Origin of the sequence: Saccharopolyspora kobensis, from assembly GCF_900108315.1 — a bacterium.
Classification (GTDB): domain Bacteria; phylum Actinomycetota; class Actinomycetes; order Mycobacteriales; family Pseudonocardiaceae; genus Saccharopolyspora; species Saccharopolyspora kobensis.
The window spans coordinates 669512-687800 of record NZ_FNVB01000002.1; the positions used below are offsets into that span (position 1 = coordinate 669512).

Consider the following 18289-nt stretch of genomic DNA (forward strand, 5'->3'; position numbering starts at 1 on the left):
AGCTCGCGCTCCGATGCCGATCGGAGATGGGTACCACGTGGCCGAACTCGACGAATTCTCCTGGGCGGACAGCCATCCCGGCCAGGACCGCCACCTCAGCGAGATCTTCTGCCTGACCTTCGTCAAGGACGTCGGCATCGACGAAGTGCTGCGGCTGATGGGCGGTTTCGCCGACACGACCGCCGTCCGCGCGGCAGCAGCGGACGACGCGCTGGGCCACTGCTCCGAAGGCACGCCGGAGCTCGCCATGGCCGCGCGGCTGGGCTCCTGGACCGTCGTGCTCGAGCCGTGCGGCTTCTGGGGCTCGTCCCTCACGCCGATCCTGTCGCGGGGAACCGAAGCCGTATCCCTGCTCCGCCACGATTACGCCAGCCCGCACCTCGACTACGCGGTGGACGGCGAGCTGGTGACCGGACTCGACCCGACCTTCCCGGACGTGCGCTACGGCACGGAGCCGGCCCGCCTCGACCCGCTGCTGCGCGAGGCCGGCTTCGACCTGGCGGAAAGCGAGAACGGCCAGGACCGCGCGTTCTCCCTGTCGCTGCGGGCGATCCGCCTCATCACCGGCGTCTCCCCCACCTACGAGCAGCTGACCGGGCCGCTGACCAGCGCGCACTTCGATCCCTGGTTCAGCGCGGCACCGAAGCACCTGCCGCGCGGAGTGGACGGTCCCGTCGAAGCCTTAGCGGAGACGAAGCGGCTGACCGAGCTGCTCGGCCTGACCAGCACCCCAGGACTACCCGAAGCGCTGGCCGCGGTGGAAAGCGGCCAGCGGGTCGACGTCACCCCGGACAGCGATCTCGGGCAGCACGTGCGCGCCTGGCTGATCGAATGCGACCAGGGTCGCTCGACATCGTCCAGCTGGCTCACGCGGAGCGAGGAAGCCCGGCGTCAACGAGCCACGGACCTCCGGAAGCTGGCCCAGGCCCTCGGCTACTGCCTCCAGAACCCCCGGTAGTCCGGGTCACCGCATCGACGTGGCGCGTTCGGGGCAATACCGTGCCGGGCATGAGCGACGAGATCAGCCGGTTCGGCGCGGTGCAGCTCGCAGATCTTCCCGAGGATCTGCGGGAGCGCATCGGGGCCATCGCGGAGAAGTCCGGATTCGTGCCCAACGTCTTCCTGGCGCTGGGGCACCGGCCGAACGAGCTGCGGGCCTTCTGCGACTACCACGACGCGCTGATGGAGCGCGACTCCGGCCTGACCAAGGCCGAGCGGGAGCTGGTCGTGGTGGCGACCTCGGCCGCGAACCACTGCACGTACTGCGTCGTCGCGCACGGCGCGATCCTGCGGGTGCGGGCGAAGGATCCGCAGCTGGCGGACCTGGTGGCCGCCAACCCGTGCGGAGCCGAGCTGGACGAGCGGCGTCGCGCCATCGTCGACCTGGCCCTGTCGCTGACCCAGGACTCCGCGCTGTTCGGCGAGCACGACCTCGCCGCCGCGCGGGAAGCCGGTCTGTCCGAGGACGAGATCTGGGACATCGGGGCGATCACCGCGTTCTTCGCGATGTCCAACCGGCTCGCGCACCTCATGGCGCTGCGCCCCAACGACGAGTTCTTCCTGATGGGACGCGTGCCCAGGCAGTGAGCGCCGCTCAGCGGCGGGCGCCGGGGCGTCCGCCCGGGCGCTGCTGCGGTCGTCCGCCGCGCGGCGGGTTCCCGACGCGGGTAGCGCCTCCCCGGGGCGCGCCACCGCGCGCTGCCGCGGGACGTTCCGGCGGGGCCTGGCGCGCGGGCCGGCGGGCCGGTTCGCGGCGGGGCCGGTCGTCGAGATCGTCGAAGTCGTCGCGGCGGGGGCGGCGCTGGGGCGGGGCGGCCGGCTTGCGGCGGCTGTTCACCCAGAAGTCGAAGCCCAGGATCACCGCGGCACCCACCAGCAGGATCAGGCTCAGCTCCCAGATGCCCATCGCGAACATGACGACCAGCGCCAGCAGCACCATGGGCACGACGGGGATCCAGCAGAACGGGTCGATCCGGCTCAGGATTCCGGAGTTGCCCGCAGAACCACGGCGGTCCGCGTCACGCGCCATCGAGACTCTCACTTCCACTCTGCTCCCCGGCCGCCGAAGTCTACCGGAGCCGCCGGTGCGGGTTACTCGGCGGCGGTGCGGCGGTCACTCGCTGCTCATCCGCCCCAGCAGTTCCCGCAGCAGCCCTTCCAGCTGGTGCCGGTCATCGGCGGGGAGCCCGGCGATCAGCCGCCGCTCCCGGTCGATCAGCACCTCGATGTCGTGCTCGATCACCTGGTGGCCGTGCGCGGTGAGCTCCACCGCCACGGTCCGCTTGCCGGAGGCCGACCGCTGGGTCCGCACCAGGCCCGCGTCCTCGGCGCGGGCCACGCGCTGCGTGATGGCACCGCCGCTGACCAGGCACTTTTCCGCGATCTCGGCCGGTGTGAGCCGGTAGGGGTCGCCGGCGCGGCGGAGCGTGGCGAGCAGGTCGAGGGTGGCGCTGTCGATGCCGAGCTCGGCCAGCACGCGGCGGCGCTCGTCGGTGATCAGCTTGGCGATGCGCAGGATCCGGGCGATCACGCCGATGGAGTCCACCGCCATGCCCGGCCGCTCCCGCGCCCACTGCTCGACGATGCCGTCCACCGCGTCAGCGTTCATGGGCGCAGTCTAACCGCACTTTCTTTAGACCTAAAGACGAGCTAGCATCGGCCACGTCTTTAGACCTAAAGAACTTGGAGGAAGCATGACACCCTCGCGTCAACCGGAGTCCTGCCCATCCGCATCTCAGGGGACCGCGACGCACAGTTACGAGAAACCGCGAAACGCGAGTTCGACCTCGGGCGCAACCAGCGCTGAAAATCGCGGGGCGGCGGGACAGCACGTGGCTCGCAACGCAGTCGTCACCGGCGGCGGCACCGGAATCGGCCGTGCCGTGGCGGCCCGGCTGGTGGCGGCCGGCGACCAGGTCGCACTGCTGGGCCGACGCCCGGAGAAGCTCGCCGGAGCCGTCGCCGAACTCGGCCCGGCAGCCCGCGCCGTTCCGGTCGACGCCACCGACCCGGCCGCCGTCCGGGCCGCCACCGCCGAGCTGCCCGACCGGATCGACGTGCTGATCAACGCCGCGGGCGGCAACACCGACCTGGCCAACGGCGCGCCCGCCGCCGATGATCTCGAAGCGCTGCACGCCTCCTGGACGGCGAACTTCGAGGCGAACGTGCTCAGCGCCGTGCTCGTGACGCACGCGCTGCTGCCCCGGCTCGCCGATCACGCGCGGATCGTCAACCTCGGTTCCGTGACGGCGCGCTCCGGGCAGGGCAGCTACGGAGCGGTCAAGGCGACGCTGGAACCGTGGACCTCCGAGCTGGCCTTCCAGCTCGGGGCGCGCGGCATCACCGCCAACGTGGTCTCCCCCGGCCCGACCGAGGGGACCGACTTCTTCCGCGGCGGCGACTTCCCGGCCGCGCGGCGCGCGTTCGTCGAATCGCGGGCCGCCGACGGCCGGCTCGGCCGGGTCGACGAGGTCGCCGCGCTGGTCGAGTTCCTGGCCTCGTCGGAGGCCTCGCACATCACCGGACAGGTCGTGCACGTCTCCGGCGGCATGCACCTGGGCCGCTGACCGCCGGTGGGGGCCGATCGCGGACCGGTCGGCCCCCATTATCAGTGCACCGGATTAGGCGGTCCAGACCAGTGGTCTCCACCCGCGCAGAGCAAAATGCTCGATGAATCCCCGGATCCCGCCGCGGCAAGCCCCGATGAACTCCGGACAACCCCGCGGCCACAGCGGCTCCGCGAGCATTCCGGCGCGCCGCGCGAACAGAACGCAACCCCTAACAAACCGAATTCCCGACCGGAATCACCGGCGGATCACGAATCGATCTCAACAGGACTCCCCGAATCTGGCTACGGGACGTATCGGTCCTGGCACCGGCACCGCCGAATGCCGCACATGCCCAAGATCACTCCAGTGGATCTGGCACGCCCGGAAGGCACGTATTAGCGTGACCGCGCCGCACCGGTCACCGGCCCGCAACCGGCTTTCGAAGACATGGATCGGGGTTTCCATGAGTCGTGTCGATACGACGTTGGGTGAGTTAGCCAAAAGACAGCTGAAGAACCTGTGCGATGTGCTGGGCATCGACAAGAGCAGCCCTCCGGAACTCCTCGGGGAATTGCTCGGCCCCGTCGCCGCCCGCCCGCTGTCCGAACCGCCGCTGTGGCCATCCGGCGTGGCCGACGACGCCACTCCGCTGGAGTTCTCCGTCCAGTTCGAGGACACCGGCGCCAGGCACCTGCGCATCCACCTCGAACGGCTGGCCGGGCGACCCAGCCCGGCGGCGAACCTGCAGGCCGCCAAGGACCTCACCGCCGAACTGGCCGACCGCTACGACCTCGCCGTGGAGCGCCTGCGCGCGGTGCAGGACATCTTCACCTCGGACGCCCCGCAGAGCTGGTTCTCCTGGGCGTTCTCGCTCATCTTCGACGAAGCCGGGAACCCGTCCTTCAAGCTCTACTTCAACACCGACATGCACGGTGCCGACGCCGCCGAGCAGGTGGTCGCCGACGCCTTCGCACGACTGGGCATGACCACCGCCTCCGAACTGGTCAGCACGTACGCGCTGCGCCGCGAGGGCAAGGACCTCCCGACCTTCTTCGCCATCGATCTCGACCGCAGCGCGCAGGCCAGGGTCAAGCTCTACTTCCGGCAGCTCGACGCCCGCGCCGCAGACGCCGAGCACGCCGCGGCCGCCGTGCCGGGCGTCGACTGCAACACCATCCGGGAGTTCTGCGAAACGCTGGCCCCGGGGGTCGAGGTGTTCGACGGACGTCCGCTGATGTCGAGCTACTCCTTCCTCGAAGGGGACCCGGAGAAGCCCAGCAACTACAGCCTCTACCTGCCGATCCGCGACTACGTGCCGCACGACGCGGTGGCGCGGGAGCGGGCTGCCGAGCACCTGCGGCACCACGGCTTCGACCTCGCAGCGCTGGACGACTCCATGGGTGCGCTCACCGACCGCCCGCTGGACGCCCGCGCCGGGCTGCTCGCCCACGTCTCGCTCCGGCTGACCCAGGACCGGGTCGGCACCTCGCTCTACTTCTCCTCCGAGGCCTACGGCGGAACGCCGGCCCGGAACTGACCGAGCGGACGCCCCGGTCCGCTCGTTCCACGACTCCCGGGCACCTCCCGGCGCCCGGTGAATCCCAGCACCACCGTAGGGAGCACCATGCCGCATCTCCGGCCCTTCGTCTCCGCCGTCGTGCGCCCCATCCCGATCACCACGCGGGAAGAGCGCATCGCCGAGCTGGACCGAGCCGGCCACAACCCGTTCAACATCAGCGGCGACAAGGTCAGCATCGACCTGCTGTCGGACTCGGGCACCGGTGCGGTGTCGACCGAGCAGCAGGCGTGGGCGCAGCGGGCCGACGAGCGCTACGCCGGGGCCGACTCCTGGTTCCGGTTCCGTGATGCCGTCCGCGACCTCGTGCCGCACGAGCACGTCCTGCCCGTGCACCAGGGCCGGGCGGCCGAGCGGGTGCTGTTCGGGGAGCTGCTGGAGCCGGGCAGCATCAGCCTCAGCAACATGCACTTCGACACCACCCGGGCCAACGTCGAGCGCATCGGCGCCGAGGCCCGGGACCTGCCCAGCCCGCAGCTGTTCGACCTGACCAGCGACGCGCCGTTCAAGGGCGACATCGACGTCGATGCGGTCAGAGCCGTCCTCAGTGGACCCGACGGGCACCGGGTCGGGCAGATCGTGGTCACCATCACGAACAACGGCGGTGGTGGGCAGCCGGTGTCGATGGCCAACCTGGAGGAGATCAGCGCGGTGGCCCGCGAGCACCGCGTGCCGCTGGTCCTGGACGCCGCCCGCTTCGCCGAGAACGCCTGGCTGGTCACCCGGCGCGATCCCGAGTACGCGGACTGGAGCCCGCGGGAGGTGGCGCGGCGGGTGTTCGAGTTCGGCGACGCCGTGGTCGCCAGCCTCAAGAAGGACGGGCTCTCGCACGAAGGCGCGTTCATCGCCGTGCACGATCCCGAGCTCGCCGACCGCTGCGAGGTCGACATCATCGCCACCGAGGGCTTCCGCACCTACGGCGGCCTGACCGGGCACACGCTGGAGCACCTCGCGCAGGGCCTGCGGGAAGTGCTCGACCCGCACTACCTGGCCGACCGCGAGCACGAGGCCAAGTTCCTGGCCGACCGCCTGCGCGCGGTGGGTGTGGAGACGCTGCACCCGACCGGGCTGCACGCGGTCTACGTCAACGCCACCCCGCTGGTGCCGCACCTGGAGCCGAAGCACCTCCCCGACCACGCGGTCACCTGCGCGCTGTACCGGGAGGGCGGCATCCGGGCCGCGGGCGGCGGATTGTTCCTGGGCACCTTCGACGAGAACAACGAGCTGGTCACCGCGCCGCCGTTCGAGCTGGTGCGGCTGGCGCTGCCGCGTCGCGTCTACGACCACAGCCACATGGAGTACATCGCCGAGGTGCTGGCCGAGATCGCCAAGCACCCCGAGCGGGTGCCCGGCTACCGCCTCACCCACAACCCGGAAGTGCTGCGGCACTTCCGCTGCCGCACCGAGCCGATCGAGCCGTGAGCGGTCGTGAGTGCGGGAGCACCGCTCCCGCACTCACGGCCCCGATAAGCGGGCCCACCCAACGGCATTTGCATCGCCGCGGGTTCTCAGCGTTCGCCTGACCAGGACGGCCCGGCCGCCGTGCACCGATCGCAACCGCGGTCCAGGCGGACGCTGAGTTCCACTACCCGCACCGCAATGCGGAACGAGCCCGGGAGAGCCTCATGTGGACGGGATCTTCTCGATCGCCCTCCGCACCAGGGTGAGCAGCGTTTCCTTGGCGCGCTCCCGCTCCCGAGCGTCGCACATCACGACCGGGACCTCCGGCGGGATCGTCAGCGCCTCGCGCAGCTCCTCCGGCTCGTAGTGGTAGGCGTCGTCGAAGACGTTGACGGCCACCACGAACGGGATGTCGCGCCGCTCGAAGAAGTCGATCGAGGCGAACCCGTCCTCCAGCTTGCGGGTGTCCACCAGCACCACCGCACCGGCCGCGCCCAGCGCCAAGTCGTTCCACAACGGCCAGAACCGGTCCTGGCCGGGCGCGCCGAAGAGGTACAGCACGATCTGCTCGGAGATCGTGATGCGCCCGAAGTCCAGCGCGACCGTCGTGGTCGTCTTGCGCTCAAGACCGGTGAGGTCGTCGACGCCCTCGCTGACGACGGTCATCTCCTCCTCGGTGGTCAGCGGCGGGATCTCGCTGACCGCACCGACGAGCGTCGTCTTGCCCGCCCCGAAACCACCGGCGATCACCAGCTTGACCGGGATCGGGGCCTGGCCTTCCCCGTCCGGGGTGGAACCGCCTGCGGCGGAAGGTCTTTCGACCAGGCTAGAGTCTGGAAAGCCCACGGTACACCTGCTCCAAGATATCTCGGCTGACTTCTGTACGAGGCGAGCGCACGAAGACGGCGCCGTGGTCGAGCAGGTCACCGCACAGGACCCGGACCACTCCGACCGGCTGCCCCAGCTGCACGGCCAGCTCCGCCAGCGACACCGGACGCGCGCAGGCATCCAGGATCCAGCGGTGTTCCGGGGTGAGCTCGAGCCGCGGGGTCTCCGGCCGCGGTTCGACGGTCAGCACCTGGCTGGCCGTGTCGAGCCGGGTGCTCCTGGTCGGGGTGCGACCGCGCGTGATCGTGTACGGGCGGACGATCGGGCCCGCTTCATCGTCATACCACGCCTCGTCCACGGTCAGGTCCTTTCCGCCACCGCACCGCGCGCGTCCCGGGGCGCGGCCGACAGGAAGCTGCCGACGCGGGTGATGAGCCTGCCCATCTCGTAGGCCACCAGCTCGATGTCGGCGTCGGACGCGCACAGCACGGCCAGGCACGCGCCGCTGCCGGCGGCGGAGACGAACAGGAAGCCGCGCTCCATCTCGACGTGCGTCTGCGCCACCTGCCCGCGGCCGAAGTCCTTGCTGACGCCCTTGCCGATGCTGCGCATGCTCGACGCCGCCGCCGCCAGCTTGTCGGCGGAGTCCCGGTCCAGGTCGTCCGACTTGGCGATCACCAGTCCGTCGTTGGACAGCACGACTGCGTGGTCGGCACCGTGCACGCCCTGCACGAAGCCGTCCAGCAGCCAACTCAGTTTCGACGCGGTTTCGGTCATGCCCACCTCACACACTTCTCGTTGTCTGGTCTGCTCACTCGCGGTCGTCCGGCGTATCGCCGAAACCGCCGCGGAAGGCCCGCCGGAAACCGGCCAGCTTGCTGGGCGTGGCGACGACGCCCTGCTCCTCCTGGTCCGGCTCGTCGCGCAAGCCGTCTGCCAGGTTCTGCTGGGGAACGCGCTTGGGCAGCGGCGGCCGCGCGCTCTTCGGCTTGCCCCGCTCCTCCTCCGGCGCTGCGGGGGCAGGTTCGGGATCGGGAGCCGGATCCGCCTTGGGCCACTCGTAAGCGGCTTCGGCCGGCTTCGGATCCGGCGGCTCCGGCTGGTCGGTCGTGGCCCCGTTCCAGCTCAGCTCGCGCGGCTTGGGCACCGCGGCGAGCTTGTGCTCACCACCGCTCCCGGCGCCGAGCGGTCCGCTGCCGTTGCTCGTGGTCAGCTCGGTGTCGGCGTCCAGGAGCCGGTTCGGCAGCAGCACCGTGGCCCGGGTGCCGCCGTAGGCCGAGACGCCGAACTCCACGGCGATGTCGCGGCGGTGCGCCAGCCGCGCCGCGGTGAACAGGCCCAGCTGCTCGGCCTTGTTGCTCTCCAGCACCAGCCGGTCGAACTCCGGCGGTGCGGACATCATCTGGTTGGCGCGGTCCCGGGTCTCCTCGTTCATGCCCAGGCCCTGGTCGGCGATGTCGATGGCGACCCCGCGCGCGACCTCCTTGACGTCCACCTGCACCTGGGTGTTCGGCGGCGAGAACGCGGTGGCGTTGTCGATCAGCTCGGAGATCAGGTGGATGGTGTCGCCGACGGCGGCGCCGTTGATCATCACCTTCGGCACGTGGCCGACGACCACCCGCGAGTACTGGTCGATCTCGGAGATCGACGAGCGCAGCACGTCCATCAGCGCCACCGGCCGGCTCCACCGGCGGCCCGGCTGCTGGTCACCGAGCACCAGCAGGTTCTCCACCGTGCGCCGGGCGCGGGTGGTGGAGTTGTCCAGCTCGAACAGCTTGGCCAGCTGCAGCGAGTTCTCCTCGTTCTTCTCCAGCTGGTCGATGGTGCCGTGCATCTGCCGCAGGAGCCGCTGGATGCGGTGCGCCATGCCGACGAACACCACTCGCGCGCCCTGCCGCGCCCGGGTCTCGCCGACCGCGGCGTCCATCGCCTGCCGCTGGAACAGCTGGAGGGCTTGCGCCACCTGGCCGACCTCGTCGGTGCCGTAGTTGTCCAGCGCGGCCATCTCGGTCTTGACGTCGACCGCTTCGCCCTCGCGCAGCCGCCGCACCATCTCGGGCAGCTTGTTCGCCATCACCAGCGATTCGGTGCGCAGGCCCTGCAGCCGGGTCAGCAGCGCTTCGTCGACCACCGCCCGGTACACGCGACGGGCGTAGATGAAGGACGCGAGCGCGACCACCAGCGCGGCGAGGCTTCCCCACAGCACCGTCCACAGCGCGTCCGCGCCGAGGTCCACCGCGGTGGCGGAGACCTCGTCGGCCTGCGTGGTCACCAGCGCGGAGAGCTCGTTGCCGACCTCGTTGGAGACCCGGCGCCACTCCTCGCGCGTGATCGGCAGCGCGTCACCGTCCATGCCGGGGCTGGCGATGAGCCGGTCCTCGGCCGCGACCAGCTGCTGCCAGGCCGGGCTGACCAGCAGCTTCTCGTACCGGGTGCGCACCTCGGGGCGCATGCTGGAGACGTTCTGCTCCAGCGTGCTGTGGTACGAGTCGATGTAGCGGGTGAGCTGCCGGTGCTGCTCGGCGCTCAGCCGACCGGTGTCGAGCACGGTGCCGACCAGCGACGTCTCGCGGGAGAACATGTCCGATGCGCGGAGCAGGTCGGTCGCGGCGATCGCGCCCTGCCGGGTGTCCGGGTCGAGGGTGAGCTGCGCCTGGACGTCGGCCATCCGGGTGGCGGTGTCGAAGAGGGTGTCGTAGAAGTCGACGACCTCACCGCTGGAGATCTGCCCGGCGACCACCCTGGTGCGGACGCCTTCCATCCGCTCCAGGTTGTCCACGAGCTCGTTCATCGCGCGCTGGATCTCCACTGGCGCCGATTCGATCAGACCGCTGGCGATCCGGTTCATCTCGGCGACGGCGCGGTCCGTCCGGCGCTGCTGGTCGAGCAGTTCCGCCGAGTCCCGCCCGGGCTGCTCAACGGTTTCGAGGGTCAGCAGGCGTTCCTTCTTGACCTCTTCCAGCGCGGACATCGCGGGCAGCGACATCTGCCGGACGCTGGTGGCGACGGCCTGCGTGTAGATGGCCTCGAAGGCGAACAGGGCGCAGCCGACCGCCCAGAGGACGAAGACGACGATCCACGGGATCACCACCGACCACGTCAACCGCGACCGGATCGAGTTCTGCCCGGAGCGGCGTCTTCTCGGTTTTTCAGGAGGAGCCAAGGGCTCGTTCTGGGTTGTCACTTCCATGCACTCTCAAATGTTCTGGCCCGTGCGGAAACCGTCCACGCCGAAATGCAGCGCGCGGCCGCGAACGGCCGACGCGCTGCCACCAGGCGCTGCTCGATCAGCGTGCTGCTCCGGCTCCTCTCCGCCTCCGACCGCGGTGTCCGCACATCCGCTCGTTCGGCGCGCTCGCTATTCCCCCGATGCGAACGCACTGTATCGAACTAAGATCATCCGATCGTGATCGAACTGCACTTTGCAGTGAGTCGTCCCGCACAGTTCGTGGGTCGACCTCGCCAGCCCAGCTCCTTACCGCCGGACGGACCAATCGCCGATCAGCCGATCGGCTCCACATCGGAGAATCCGGCGCCGGCGTTGAGCACCGTGTTGTCCCGGTAGACCTCGTTGCGCTGGTCGCCGCAGCGCTCGTCGTGCGGCAGCTGGAAGCCGTAGCCCGCCGCCTGCACATCGGCGTGGTTGTCGTGGAACACGTTGCGGCAGCCCCAACCGTCGACCCGCTGGATCACCTTGAAGCCGTGCTCGAAGGACCTCACCCCGCGGTTGCCGGAGATCTGGTAGCCGTTGCCCTTGGCGCTGACCCAGCTCTCCGCCGAGTTCTGGCCGGTCATGCCCTGCCCGTCGAAGGAGTTGCGCAGCACCTCGCCGGCCGCGGTGCCCTCCTTGATGTCCACGTGCTCGGCGCGGACGTCCGGGCCGAGGCGGTTGTCCAGCGCCTTGTTGCGATCGCTGCGGTCCGGCTGGCCGGGTGCGTCGCCGTACTTGTCCCAGTTGCTCTCCGCCGAACCGAAGTAGAGCCCCTCGCCGTACTGCGGCTGCTCGGTGCCGGTGTTGTGCACGTAGGAGTTCTGGATGACGTTGTCGGAGCTGGTGGCCCGGAAGTGCACGCCCTCGTCGCCGGTCTCGCGCACCTCAACGCCGTCGATGACGTTGTTGTTGGAGCGGTCCAGGACGATGCCCTTGGCCGACTTCTCGACGGTGAAACCGCGCAGGCGCCAGTGGTTCGCGCCGTTGAGGTGCAGGCCGTATCCGCAGTAGGTGACGTCGCGGCCGTCGGGAACGTTGGGGTCGCAGCCCTTCTGCGTGTTGGACAGCACCGCGTCGGCGGGCCCGGTCAGCGTGATCGGCGCCGCCTCGGTTCCGCTGAGCGTGGTGAAGAAGGTGCCGTCGTAGTCGCCGGGGGCGAGTTCGATGGTGTCGCCGGGCTCGGCCTGCGCCAGGGCCTGGACGAGTTCCTCCGCGCTGGACACCGGGATCACCGCGCGCTCGGCGGCGACCGCTGTCGCCGTCGCGGTGAGCGCGAGCCCGGCGGTCAGCACCGCGATCCGCCGCAGTCTGCTGGTCGACATCGTTCCTCCTCGCAGAATCCGTTCGACGGGCCGGCGGCGGAACGCCCGCGGACCGGGAGTCCGGTCGCAGATCACCTTGTCGGATCGGGGAAAAATCGTCAACGCGCCGGAAGTATTCCCGCAACGGCGGGTTGACCGACCGGCCGTCGCTGGTGTGTGCTGGGAATCCGCCGGGAGCTTCCCGGCGTGGACCGCTCCGCCGCCCGGTCGACATCGAAGCGATGCGAGGTGGACGGACGTGCGGAAAAGACGACTGACCGGGCTGACCGGAATCGCCATGGCGGCGCTGCTGGCGCTGTCCGCGGCCCCCGGCGGGGCCTCCCCCGCGGCCGAGCCGTGGAGCGGCGGTTTCGCCGACTTCCCGAGCGATTCCTGGAAGCAGCAGTGGGGTTTCGTCGCCGAGGGCGACTGGGGCTTCGACCGGATGACCCCGCAGGGCGAGGAGCTCGACGTCTTCTACGGCAAGGGGTCCTCGGCACCGTCGTGCGGCGACTGCCCGAGCGAGGGCGGCGGCCAGTTCTACACCGACTTCCGCTCGATCGGCCGCGACGACCTGGCCGACGCCCCGGTGCTGCACCTGAGCTACCAGGTGCGCTTCCCCGCCGACTGGGACTTCGGGCAGCGCGGCGGGAAGCTGCCGGGCCTCTACGGCGGCCCGCCCGGGCAGGCCAGCGGCGGCGAGCACGGCGATGCCTGGTCGACCCGGTACATGTGGCGGATCCGCAGCGACGAGCCGAAGGCCACGGTGTACGTCTACGACCCGTCGATGGGCGACGGCTACGGCGAGGACGTCGGCCTGGGCTCCTGGCTCTGGCAGGCCGACGACCAGTGGCACACCGTCGAGCAGGCGGTGGACCGCACCAACGGCACCATCACCGTCTGGTACGACGGGCGGGAAGTGCTCAACGAGCAAGGCATCCGGGAGATCGCCGACATCCCGTTCTCGGGAATCTTCTTCTCCACCTTCTTCGGCGGCCACGACACCTCCTGGGGCCCTGGCAAGGACGTGCACGCCCAGTTCCGCGACTTCCGCGTCGCCGAATCCCCGACGCGCTGAGCATCGCGGGTGCGCAGCCCGGTCTGCGCACCCGCAACGGCAGCGGAACCTGTTGCGGGCCACGGGCATTGGCAATTCCCCAGGCGGACCGGGGCACCGGGTGCAGGCGTGGAGGAGGACTGGGACGACGTGAGCCGCCCGGTCGCCACGTTCGACCTGATGGTCCGGGCCCCGGCCGAACCGAAGGAGGGCCTCTTCCGGTTCGACTGGTCGGACATCCCGCTGGACGAATCCCTGGGGCCTCCGCTGCCGCCGGGGAGGCCGGTCCGCGCGACGAACCTGTTGTGCTTCTGAACGATTGCGGAGCCGGAGGCCCGTTCCCGCCGCCAAGTGTTTCCGAGCCTCCGGCCCACCACCACCGACCCGGCCAGGTCGGCGAGTTCAGCTGTGCGCTTCCTCGACAGCGCGGCGCAGGTGCGGCCAGCGCGCGGGCCCGGCCAGGCCGAGGTGGTAGAGGTGCAGTTCGTCGGCACCGGCGGCGCGGAGTTCTCGCACGTACTGCGTCATGTCCGGCACTTCCGGGCCGACCGCCGTCACGTAGGCCCCGATGTCAGCCGAGGTCACAGCGCTGGCAGCAGCCACCTCGGCCGGTCCCGACGGCTTCCAGCACGGAACCACGACTCCGTCCACCTCCCCGGCCGCCGCGGGCGTGAGTCCCGGAAGCGCTCCCGTCGCCCACGGATCCGCGCTGGCGTGCAGGACCACTCGCCGGTGCGCGCCGATCTGCTCGCACACCTCCCGCCGCAGCCGGTCGGTCGCGCGTTGCCGGGTGTCCAGCAGCACGGCCCGGACCTCGGCGGGCAACCGGTTCTCGGCCTGCTCACCGCTGATCAGCCGCAGCGCTTCGTTTCGCAGCAGCTCGCGCGTCGCGACCGGGTCGATCCCCCGCTCGGCCCAGCTCTCGGTGCACGCCGGGCAGCAGCACACCGACAGCACCCGCACCGCCTCGGGCGACCACACCGCGTCGGTCTTCTCGTGCTGGTGCTGGTGCACGGCGCCGAGCTGCCCGCACGCCTCCAGCACCACCGTCCGCACGTCCAGGTCGGCGAGCGCTTCCGCGGTCAGGAGGGACGCGAACTCGCGCACCTCCTCGTGCGCCGGGCACAGCGCCCACGGGTAGTGCTCGCCGAAGCAGTTCCGCACGCTGTGCTCTGGAAAAGCGCTGCCCAGCAAGGAGTTGTGGGTCAGCACGAGCCAGGCCGCGGCCGGGATGCCTGCGCCGGTCAGCGAGCGGATCGCATCGCCGGCGCTGTCCGGTGACTCCACCCAGCCGGCCGGTGCCGGACGCAGCACGCCCCACCCGGCGCGCACCGGCCGGTACAGCGCGGCGTGCCGGGCGAGCACGCTGGTCCCGCGCTCCGACCACGGCGTCGCGGCCCGCGCGCTGTGGTAGGCGACCGCGACGGCGACCTCGTCCACGCCGAGTTCCGCTGCGCGGCCGATGAAGTCGGCGTCCACGTCCCACGGGTAGCTGTATCCGGTGACGTGCACGTCAGCTCCTGATCGCCGGTTCGCCGTCGAGCACTTCCAGCATCTCGTCGATCTGCTCGGTGCGCTCCGAGGCGGCCAGCCCCAGTCCGATGTAGAGCACCAGGGAGACCAGGATCGGAGTGGCCACGGTGGCCGTCTGGTCGGCGTCGAGGCCGTAGTAGAGCACGCCGTAGGTGACCAGCCCGCCCGCCCAGGACACGATCGCGGCTCGTGCACCGCAGCGGCGGAACCACGGCAGCATTCCCAGCAGCAGCGGTACCGAGATGGGCCCCATCAGCGCGGCCACCCAGGAGACCACGATGGACAGCACACCGCCGAGGTGCTGCGCCTGCGTGGCCACCAGCATGCTCAGCACGATGAAGCTGAAGGTCGCGATACGCCCGGTGCGCAACCGCTGGTGCTCGGTGAAGCGCCGCGCCCTGCGCCACAGCACCGGCAGCATGTCGCGGGTGATCACCGCCGAGATCGCGTTGGCGTCGGAGGCCACCATGGCCATGGTGTGGGAGAACATCCCCGCCAGCACCAGCCCGATCATGCCGGGTGGCAGCAGCGCCTGGGTCATCGCCGCGTAGGACGTGGTCGGATCCTCCAGGCCGGGCACGAACAGCGGCGCGGCGAACATCGGGAACATCAGCACCAGCGGCCAGACCAGGTACAGCGCCGAGGACAGCAGCGCACCGCGGCGGGCCTCGCCGGCCCCGGGCGCGGCCATGTAGCGCTGCGCCAGGTTCCACATCCCTCCGTTGTACTCCAGCGTCTTGACCAGCACGTACACCAGCAGGAACACGGTGGTGTAGTCGCCGGTGACCGGCGAGGTGTGCCCGGCGGGCAGCCGGTCCCACAGCGTCCACAGCCCGGAGATGCCGCCGAGCCCGTCCAGCACCGCCCAGATCATCACGATTCCCGCCGCGGCCTGGATGACGAACTGGCCGAAGTCGGTGAGCGCATCGGCCCACAGGCCACCGGCGGTGCAGTACAGCAGGGTGACCGTGCCGGTGATCACGATGCCCCACAGCAGCGGCACCCCGGCGAAGGAGTTCAGCAGGACGGCCACCGCGAACCACTTCGACGCCACGTCGAAGACCTTCAGCGAGGAACCGCTCCAGGCCAGCACCTGCTGCGCCGGGACGTTGTAGCGGCGGGCCAGGAACTCCAGCGGCGAGGCCACGCCGAACCTGGTGCGCAGCCGGTTCCACCTGGCGGCGAACAGCCAGGCGCCGATCGCCACCCCGATGCCGATGCTGGCGAATCCCCAGAAGTACACCGTGACGCCGTCGGTGTAGGCGACACCGGCGTAGGCCACGAACATCACCGCGCTGTAGCCGGACATGTGGTGGGAGATCCCGGCCAGCCACCACGGCATCCGGCCGCCCGCGATGAAGAAGTCCGCGTCGGTCTTGACCCTGCGGTGCGACCACCAGCCGATGAGCACCATCAGCCCGAAGTAACCGCACACCATTGCCCAGTCGAGAGCGTGCACCGGCCCGACCCCTTCGTCGTTCACATACTTGAACGATGGACTGGTTATCGAATAAGTTCGTTCCTTGGAATGCTGCCGCGAAACGCTAGTATGACCCAGATCACGTGTCAACCGAGGGGAGCGGCAAGTTGACGCAACGCATCCTGATCACCGGCGCGGCGGGCGGCATCGGCACGCTGCTGCGGCCGCGACTGCGGCGGCCCGGCCGGGTCCTGCGCCTGCTGGACATCGCCCCGCTCCCGCCGCCGCAACCGGGCGAGGCGGTGGAGCTGGTGCACGGCTCGCTGACCGACCCGGAGGTGATGGACGCGGCCTGCCGGGACGTCGACGCCGTGCTGCACCTGGGCGGGTACAGCCGCGAGAACAGCTGGCGCGAAACGCTTTCGGTGAACATCGACGGCACCCACACCGTGCTGGAGGCCGCCCGCGCAGCCGGTGTCGGACGAGTCGTGCTCGCCTCCAGCAACCACGCCGCCGGCTTCCGCGAAGTGGCCGACGCCGGTCCCGGCGGGCTGCCCGCCGACTCGCCACCCCGGCCGGACACCTACTACGGCGTGAGCAAGGCGGCGATCGAGGCCCTGGGCAGCCTGTACCACTCGCGCTTCGGCATGGACGTCGTCTGCGTCCGCATCGGATCCTGCTTCGAGCGCCCGGCCGACGTGCGCGCGCTGTCGCTGTGGATGTCGCCGGACGACGGAGCGCGGCTGTTCGAAGCCTGCCTCGCCCACCCGGCGCCGGGCTACCGCGTTGTCTGGGGCGTTTCGGCCAACACCCGCCAGGTCTGCTCACCGACCGAGGCCGCGGAACTGGGCTACCTGCCGGAGGACGACGCGGAGCGGTTCGCCGCCGAACTCCCGCCGGGCGAACAGCACCGCTACCTCGGCGGCCCCTTCACCACGACCCCGCTCGGCATCCCGAACTGATGCGATTTCAATTGAAATCACACGTCCAACTTCAATTGAAATTGCATCCGGACGGCGGAACCGCCGCTCCGGCACCAGCCGGGTGTTGGACTCGGGTGACTGCGCGCGCCGATTCCGGTGAACAACGTTCATGTATGCGAACGGAGTACCGGCCCGACTAGGATCGTGAACGCAGTGGTGCAGCGACGGAGGAGGACGTGGACATGGCCCGACCGGCAGCCGCTGGCAGCGCATCCGAAGCGGCCGGGGTGAAGTCGGCGCGGCGCGCGATCGACCTGGTCGAGGCCTTCGCCGCGCACCCCTCCTGGCTGTCGCTGTCGGACCTGCACGCCAAGACCGGCTTCCCGCGCTCCAGCCTGCACGGGCTGCTGCGCACGCTGCTGGACGCGGGCTGGCTGGAGGCCGATTCCAGCAACACCCGGTACCGGCTGGGCGCGCGCGCCCTGATCTGCGGCACCGCCTACCTCGACCGCGACCCGGCGATCCGCTTCGCCACCGAGGCCCTGGAAGAACTGCGCGAGCAGACCGGGTTCACCACGCACTACGCGCGCCTGGTCGGCAGCCAGGTCGTCTACCTGGAAACCCGCGAATCGCAGCGTTCCACGTACCTGACCTCCAAGATCGGCCGCACGCTGCCCGCGCACGCCACGGCGCTGGGCAAGGCGCTGCTGGCGGAGCTGACGCGCGAGGAAGTCGCCGCGCTGCTGCCGAAGCCGCTGCCCGCGCTGACCGAGAACACCCTGGTGTCGCTGGAGCAGCTGGACGAGGCCTGCGCCACCGCCCGCGAACGCGGCTACGCGGCCGAGGTCGAGGAGGGCACGCCCGGCATCCGCTGCGTAGCCGCGGTCGTCCCGTACCGCATCCCCGGCACCGACGCGATCAGCTGCTCGATGCCGATCGACCAGACCACCGACGCGAAGGCCCGCAAGACCGGCGAGCTCCTGACCAAGGTCACCGCCGAGCTGGCCCAGCGCCTGCGCCGCGAAGGAATCCGGTAGTCCCGCTTCCCGATGAGTTCCGCTCCAGCGACCGGTCCGCATCCGGGACCGAGCCGGGAGGAGCGAACATGGGATCGATGAATCGGGTCTACTGCGGTGTGCCGGTGACCGACCGGAACGCCGCTCTGGAGTGGTTCGCGGTGTTCTTCGGCCGCCCGGCCGACGAAGTGGTCGGTGACGAAGCGCTCTGGGCGATCAGCGACACCGCGTGGATCTTCGTCGCCGAGCGCGATCGAGCGGGCGGCGCGCTGATCACCATCGAGGTGACGGGGCTGGACGACGTCCTGGCCCGGCTCGCCGCCCGCGGCATCGGCCACGAGCCGGTGGAGACCTACGACAACGGTGTGCGGCACGTCGTCGTCCTCGACCCGGACGGCAACAGCCTCTCGCTCGCCGAAGCGCCGCGCGGTGATTCGACGTCCCAACGCGATGGCTGATTACCGCCAGCACCGAC

19 protein-coding genes are annotated in these 18289 nt (G+C 70.4%); 10 read left to right on the forward strand and 9 right to left on the reverse strand.

From position 1 onward, the window contains the following. Positions 1-13 precede the first annotated feature (13 nt). Together C4T78_RS02945 and C4T78_RS02950 are read left to right on the forward strand one after the other, a co-directional pair. On the forward strand, positions 14-958 hold the full coding sequence (locus tag C4T78_RS02945; RefSeq protein WP_235863071.1) for a DUF6461 domain-containing protein: 945 nt from the start codon (positions 14-16) through the stop codon (positions 956-958). Between the two features lie 50 nt (positions 959-1008). Continuing rightward, complete coding sequence (locus C4T78_RS02950) at positions 1009-1587, forward strand: peroxidase-related enzyme (protein ID WP_093347520.1); 579 nt, start codon at positions 1009-1011, stop codon at positions 1585-1587. Between the two features lie 7 nt (positions 1588-1594). Here C4T78_RS02950 and C4T78_RS02955 read toward each other — a convergent pair whose 3' ends face one another. Further along, positions 1595-2029: a hypothetical protein gene (locus tag C4T78_RS02955; protein WP_177247416.1), complete on the reverse strand. Its 435-nt coding sequence runs from the start codon at positions 2027-2029 to the stop codon at positions 1595-1597. An 84-nt stretch (positions 2030-2113) separates the two neighbouring features. Beyond that, positions 2114-2608 (reverse strand): MarR family winged helix-turn-helix transcriptional regulator, encoded by a 495-nt coding sequence (locus C4T78_RS02960; protein ID WP_093347517.1) that lies wholly within the window; start codon positions 2606-2608, stop codon positions 2114-2116. A gap of 223 nt (positions 2609-2831) precedes the next feature. On the opposite strand from C4T78_RS02960, the gene C4T78_RS02965 reads away from it, so the two are divergent. From C4T78_RS02965 to C4T78_RS02975, 3 genes are all read left to right on the forward strand, one after another. Continuing rightward, on the forward strand, positions 2832-3566 hold the full coding sequence (locus C4T78_RS02965; protein WP_235863070.1) for an SDR family NAD(P)-dependent oxidoreductase: 735 nt from the start codon (positions 2832-2834) through the stop codon (positions 3564-3566). Positions 3567-4011: 445 nt separating this feature from the next. After that, positions 4012-5085 (forward strand): tryptophan dimethylallyltransferase family protein, encoded by a 1074-nt coding sequence (locus C4T78_RS02970; RefSeq protein ID WP_093347511.1) that lies wholly within the window; start codon positions 4012-4014, stop codon positions 5083-5085. Positions 5086-5172: 87 nt separating this feature from the next. Continuing rightward, the gene (locus C4T78_RS02975; protein ID WP_093347508.1) at positions 5173-6546 is read left to right on the forward strand and encodes a tryptophanase; all 1374 of its coding nucleotides are present in this window, start codon (positions 5173-5175) and stop codon (positions 6544-6546) included. A gap of 201 nt (positions 6547-6747) precedes the next feature. Here the strand turns inward: C4T78_RS02975 and C4T78_RS02980 are convergent, their stop codons facing one another. The 5 genes from C4T78_RS02980 to C4T78_RS03000 form a co-directional block, all read right to left on the reverse strand. Then, entirely contained in the window at positions 6748-7350 is a 603-nt protein-coding gene (locus tag C4T78_RS02980; protein ID WP_093348554.1) for a GTP-binding protein, read from the reverse strand. Between the two features lies 1 nt (position 7351). Beyond that, positions 7352-7711 (reverse strand): DUF742 domain-containing protein, encoded by a 360-nt coding sequence (locus tag C4T78_RS02985; RefSeq protein WP_093156642.1) that lies wholly within the window; start codon positions 7709-7711, stop codon positions 7352-7354. 2 nt (positions 7712-7713) lie between these two features. Continuing rightward, on the reverse strand, positions 7714-8130 hold the full coding sequence (locus tag C4T78_RS02990) for a roadblock/LC7 domain-containing protein (protein WP_093348552.1): 417 nt from the start codon (positions 8128-8130) through the stop codon (positions 7714-7716). A 34-nt stretch (positions 8131-8164) separates the two neighbouring features. Beyond that, a complete protein-coding gene (locus tag C4T78_RS02995) occupies positions 8165-10537 on the reverse strand; it encodes a sensor histidine kinase (RefSeq protein WP_177247415.1) in 2373 nt (790 codons plus the stop codon). Positions 10538-10854: 317 nt separating this feature from the next. Then, positions 10855-11886 (reverse strand): right-handed parallel beta-helix repeat-containing protein, encoded by a 1032-nt coding sequence (locus tag C4T78_RS03000; RefSeq protein ID WP_177247414.1) that lies wholly within the window; start codon positions 11884-11886, stop codon positions 10855-10857. A gap of 238 nt (positions 11887-12124) precedes the next feature. Here C4T78_RS03000 and C4T78_RS03005 point away from each other — a divergent pair, with 238 nt between their 5' ends. Together C4T78_RS03005 and C4T78_RS03010 are read left to right on the forward strand one after the other, a co-directional pair. Beyond that, the gene (locus tag C4T78_RS03005; RefSeq protein ID WP_235863068.1) at positions 12125-12943 is read left to right on the forward strand and encodes a polysaccharide lyase; all 819 of its coding nucleotides are present in this window, start codon (positions 12125-12127) and stop codon (positions 12941-12943) included. Between the two features lie 108 nt (positions 12944-13051). Continuing rightward, positions 13052-13237, forward strand: coding sequence for a hypothetical protein (locus tag C4T78_RS03010; protein ID WP_093347499.1), 186 nt, complete (start codon positions 13052-13054; stop codon positions 13235-13237). Between the two features lie 87 nt (positions 13238-13324). Here C4T78_RS03010 and C4T78_RS03015 read toward each other — a convergent pair whose 3' ends face one another. Together C4T78_RS03015 and C4T78_RS03020 are read right to left on the reverse strand one after the other, a co-directional pair. After that, complete coding sequence (locus tag C4T78_RS03015) at positions 13325-14434, reverse strand: hypothetical protein (RefSeq protein WP_093347497.1); 1110 nt, start codon at positions 14432-14434, stop codon at positions 13325-13327. A gap of 1 nt (position 14435) precedes the next feature. Beyond that, positions 14436-15914 (reverse strand): sodium:solute symporter family protein, encoded by a 1479-nt coding sequence (locus C4T78_RS03020; RefSeq protein ID WP_093348546.1) that lies wholly within the window; start codon positions 15912-15914, stop codon positions 14436-14438. Between the two features lie 128 nt (positions 15915-16042). On the opposite strand from C4T78_RS03020, the gene C4T78_RS03025 reads away from it, so the two are divergent. From C4T78_RS03025 to C4T78_RS03035, 3 genes are all read left to right on the forward strand, one after another. Beyond that, entirely contained in the window at positions 16043-16837 is a 795-nt protein-coding gene (locus C4T78_RS03025; RefSeq protein ID WP_235863066.1) for an NAD-dependent epimerase/dehydratase family protein, read from the forward strand. 203 nt (positions 16838-17040) lie between these two features. Continuing rightward, the gene (locus C4T78_RS03030) at positions 17041-17835 is read left to right on the forward strand and encodes an IclR family transcriptional regulator (protein WP_093347494.1); all 795 of its coding nucleotides are present in this window, start codon (positions 17041-17043) and stop codon (positions 17833-17835) included. 68 nt (positions 17836-17903) lie between these two features. Continuing rightward, on the forward strand, positions 17904-18272 hold the full coding sequence (locus C4T78_RS03035; protein WP_093347492.1) for a VOC family protein: 369 nt from the start codon (positions 17904-17906) through the stop codon (positions 18270-18272). The last annotated feature ends 17 nt before the right edge of the window (positions 18273-18289 follow it).

Bases quoted from the DNA above. Each gene is read 5' to 3' on its own strand.
- C4T78_RS02945 (WP_235863071.1), top strand. From the start codon at position 14: ATGCCGATCGGAGATGGGTACCACGTGGCCGAACTCGACGAATTCTCC.
- C4T78_RS02950 (WP_093347520.1), top strand. From the start codon at position 1,009: ATGAGCGACGAGATCAGCCGGTTCGGCGCGGTGCAGCTCGCAGATCTT.
- C4T78_RS02955 (WP_177247416.1), bottom strand. From the start codon at position 2,029: ATGGCGCGTGACGCGGACCGCCGTGGTTCTGCGGGCAACTCCGGAATC.
- C4T78_RS02960 (WP_093347517.1), bottom strand. From the start codon at position 2,608: ATGAACGCTGACGCGGTGGACGGCATCGTCGAGCAGTGGGCGCGGGAG.
- C4T78_RS02970 (WP_093347511.1), top strand. From the start codon at position 4,012: ATGAGTCGTGTCGATACGACGTTGGGTGAGTTAGCCAAAAGACAGCTG.
- C4T78_RS02975 (WP_093347508.1), top strand. From the start codon at position 5,173: ATGCCGCATCTCCGGCCCTTCGTCTCCGCCGTCGTGCGCCCCATCCCG.
- C4T78_RS02990 (WP_093348552.1), bottom strand. From the start codon at position 8,130: ATGACCGAAACCGCGTCGAAACTGAGTTGGCTGCTGGACGGCTTCGTG.
- C4T78_RS03000 (WP_177247414.1), bottom strand. From the start codon at position 11,886: ATGTCGACCAGCAGACTGCGGCGGATCGCGGTGCTGACCGCCGGGCTC.
- C4T78_RS03030 (WP_093347494.1), top strand. From the start codon at position 17,041: ATGGCCCGACCGGCAGCCGCTGGCAGCGCATCCGAAGCGGCCGGGGTG.
- C4T78_RS03035 (WP_093347492.1), top strand. From the start codon at position 17,904: ATGGGATCGATGAATCGGGTCTACTGCGGTGTGCCGGTGACCGACCGG.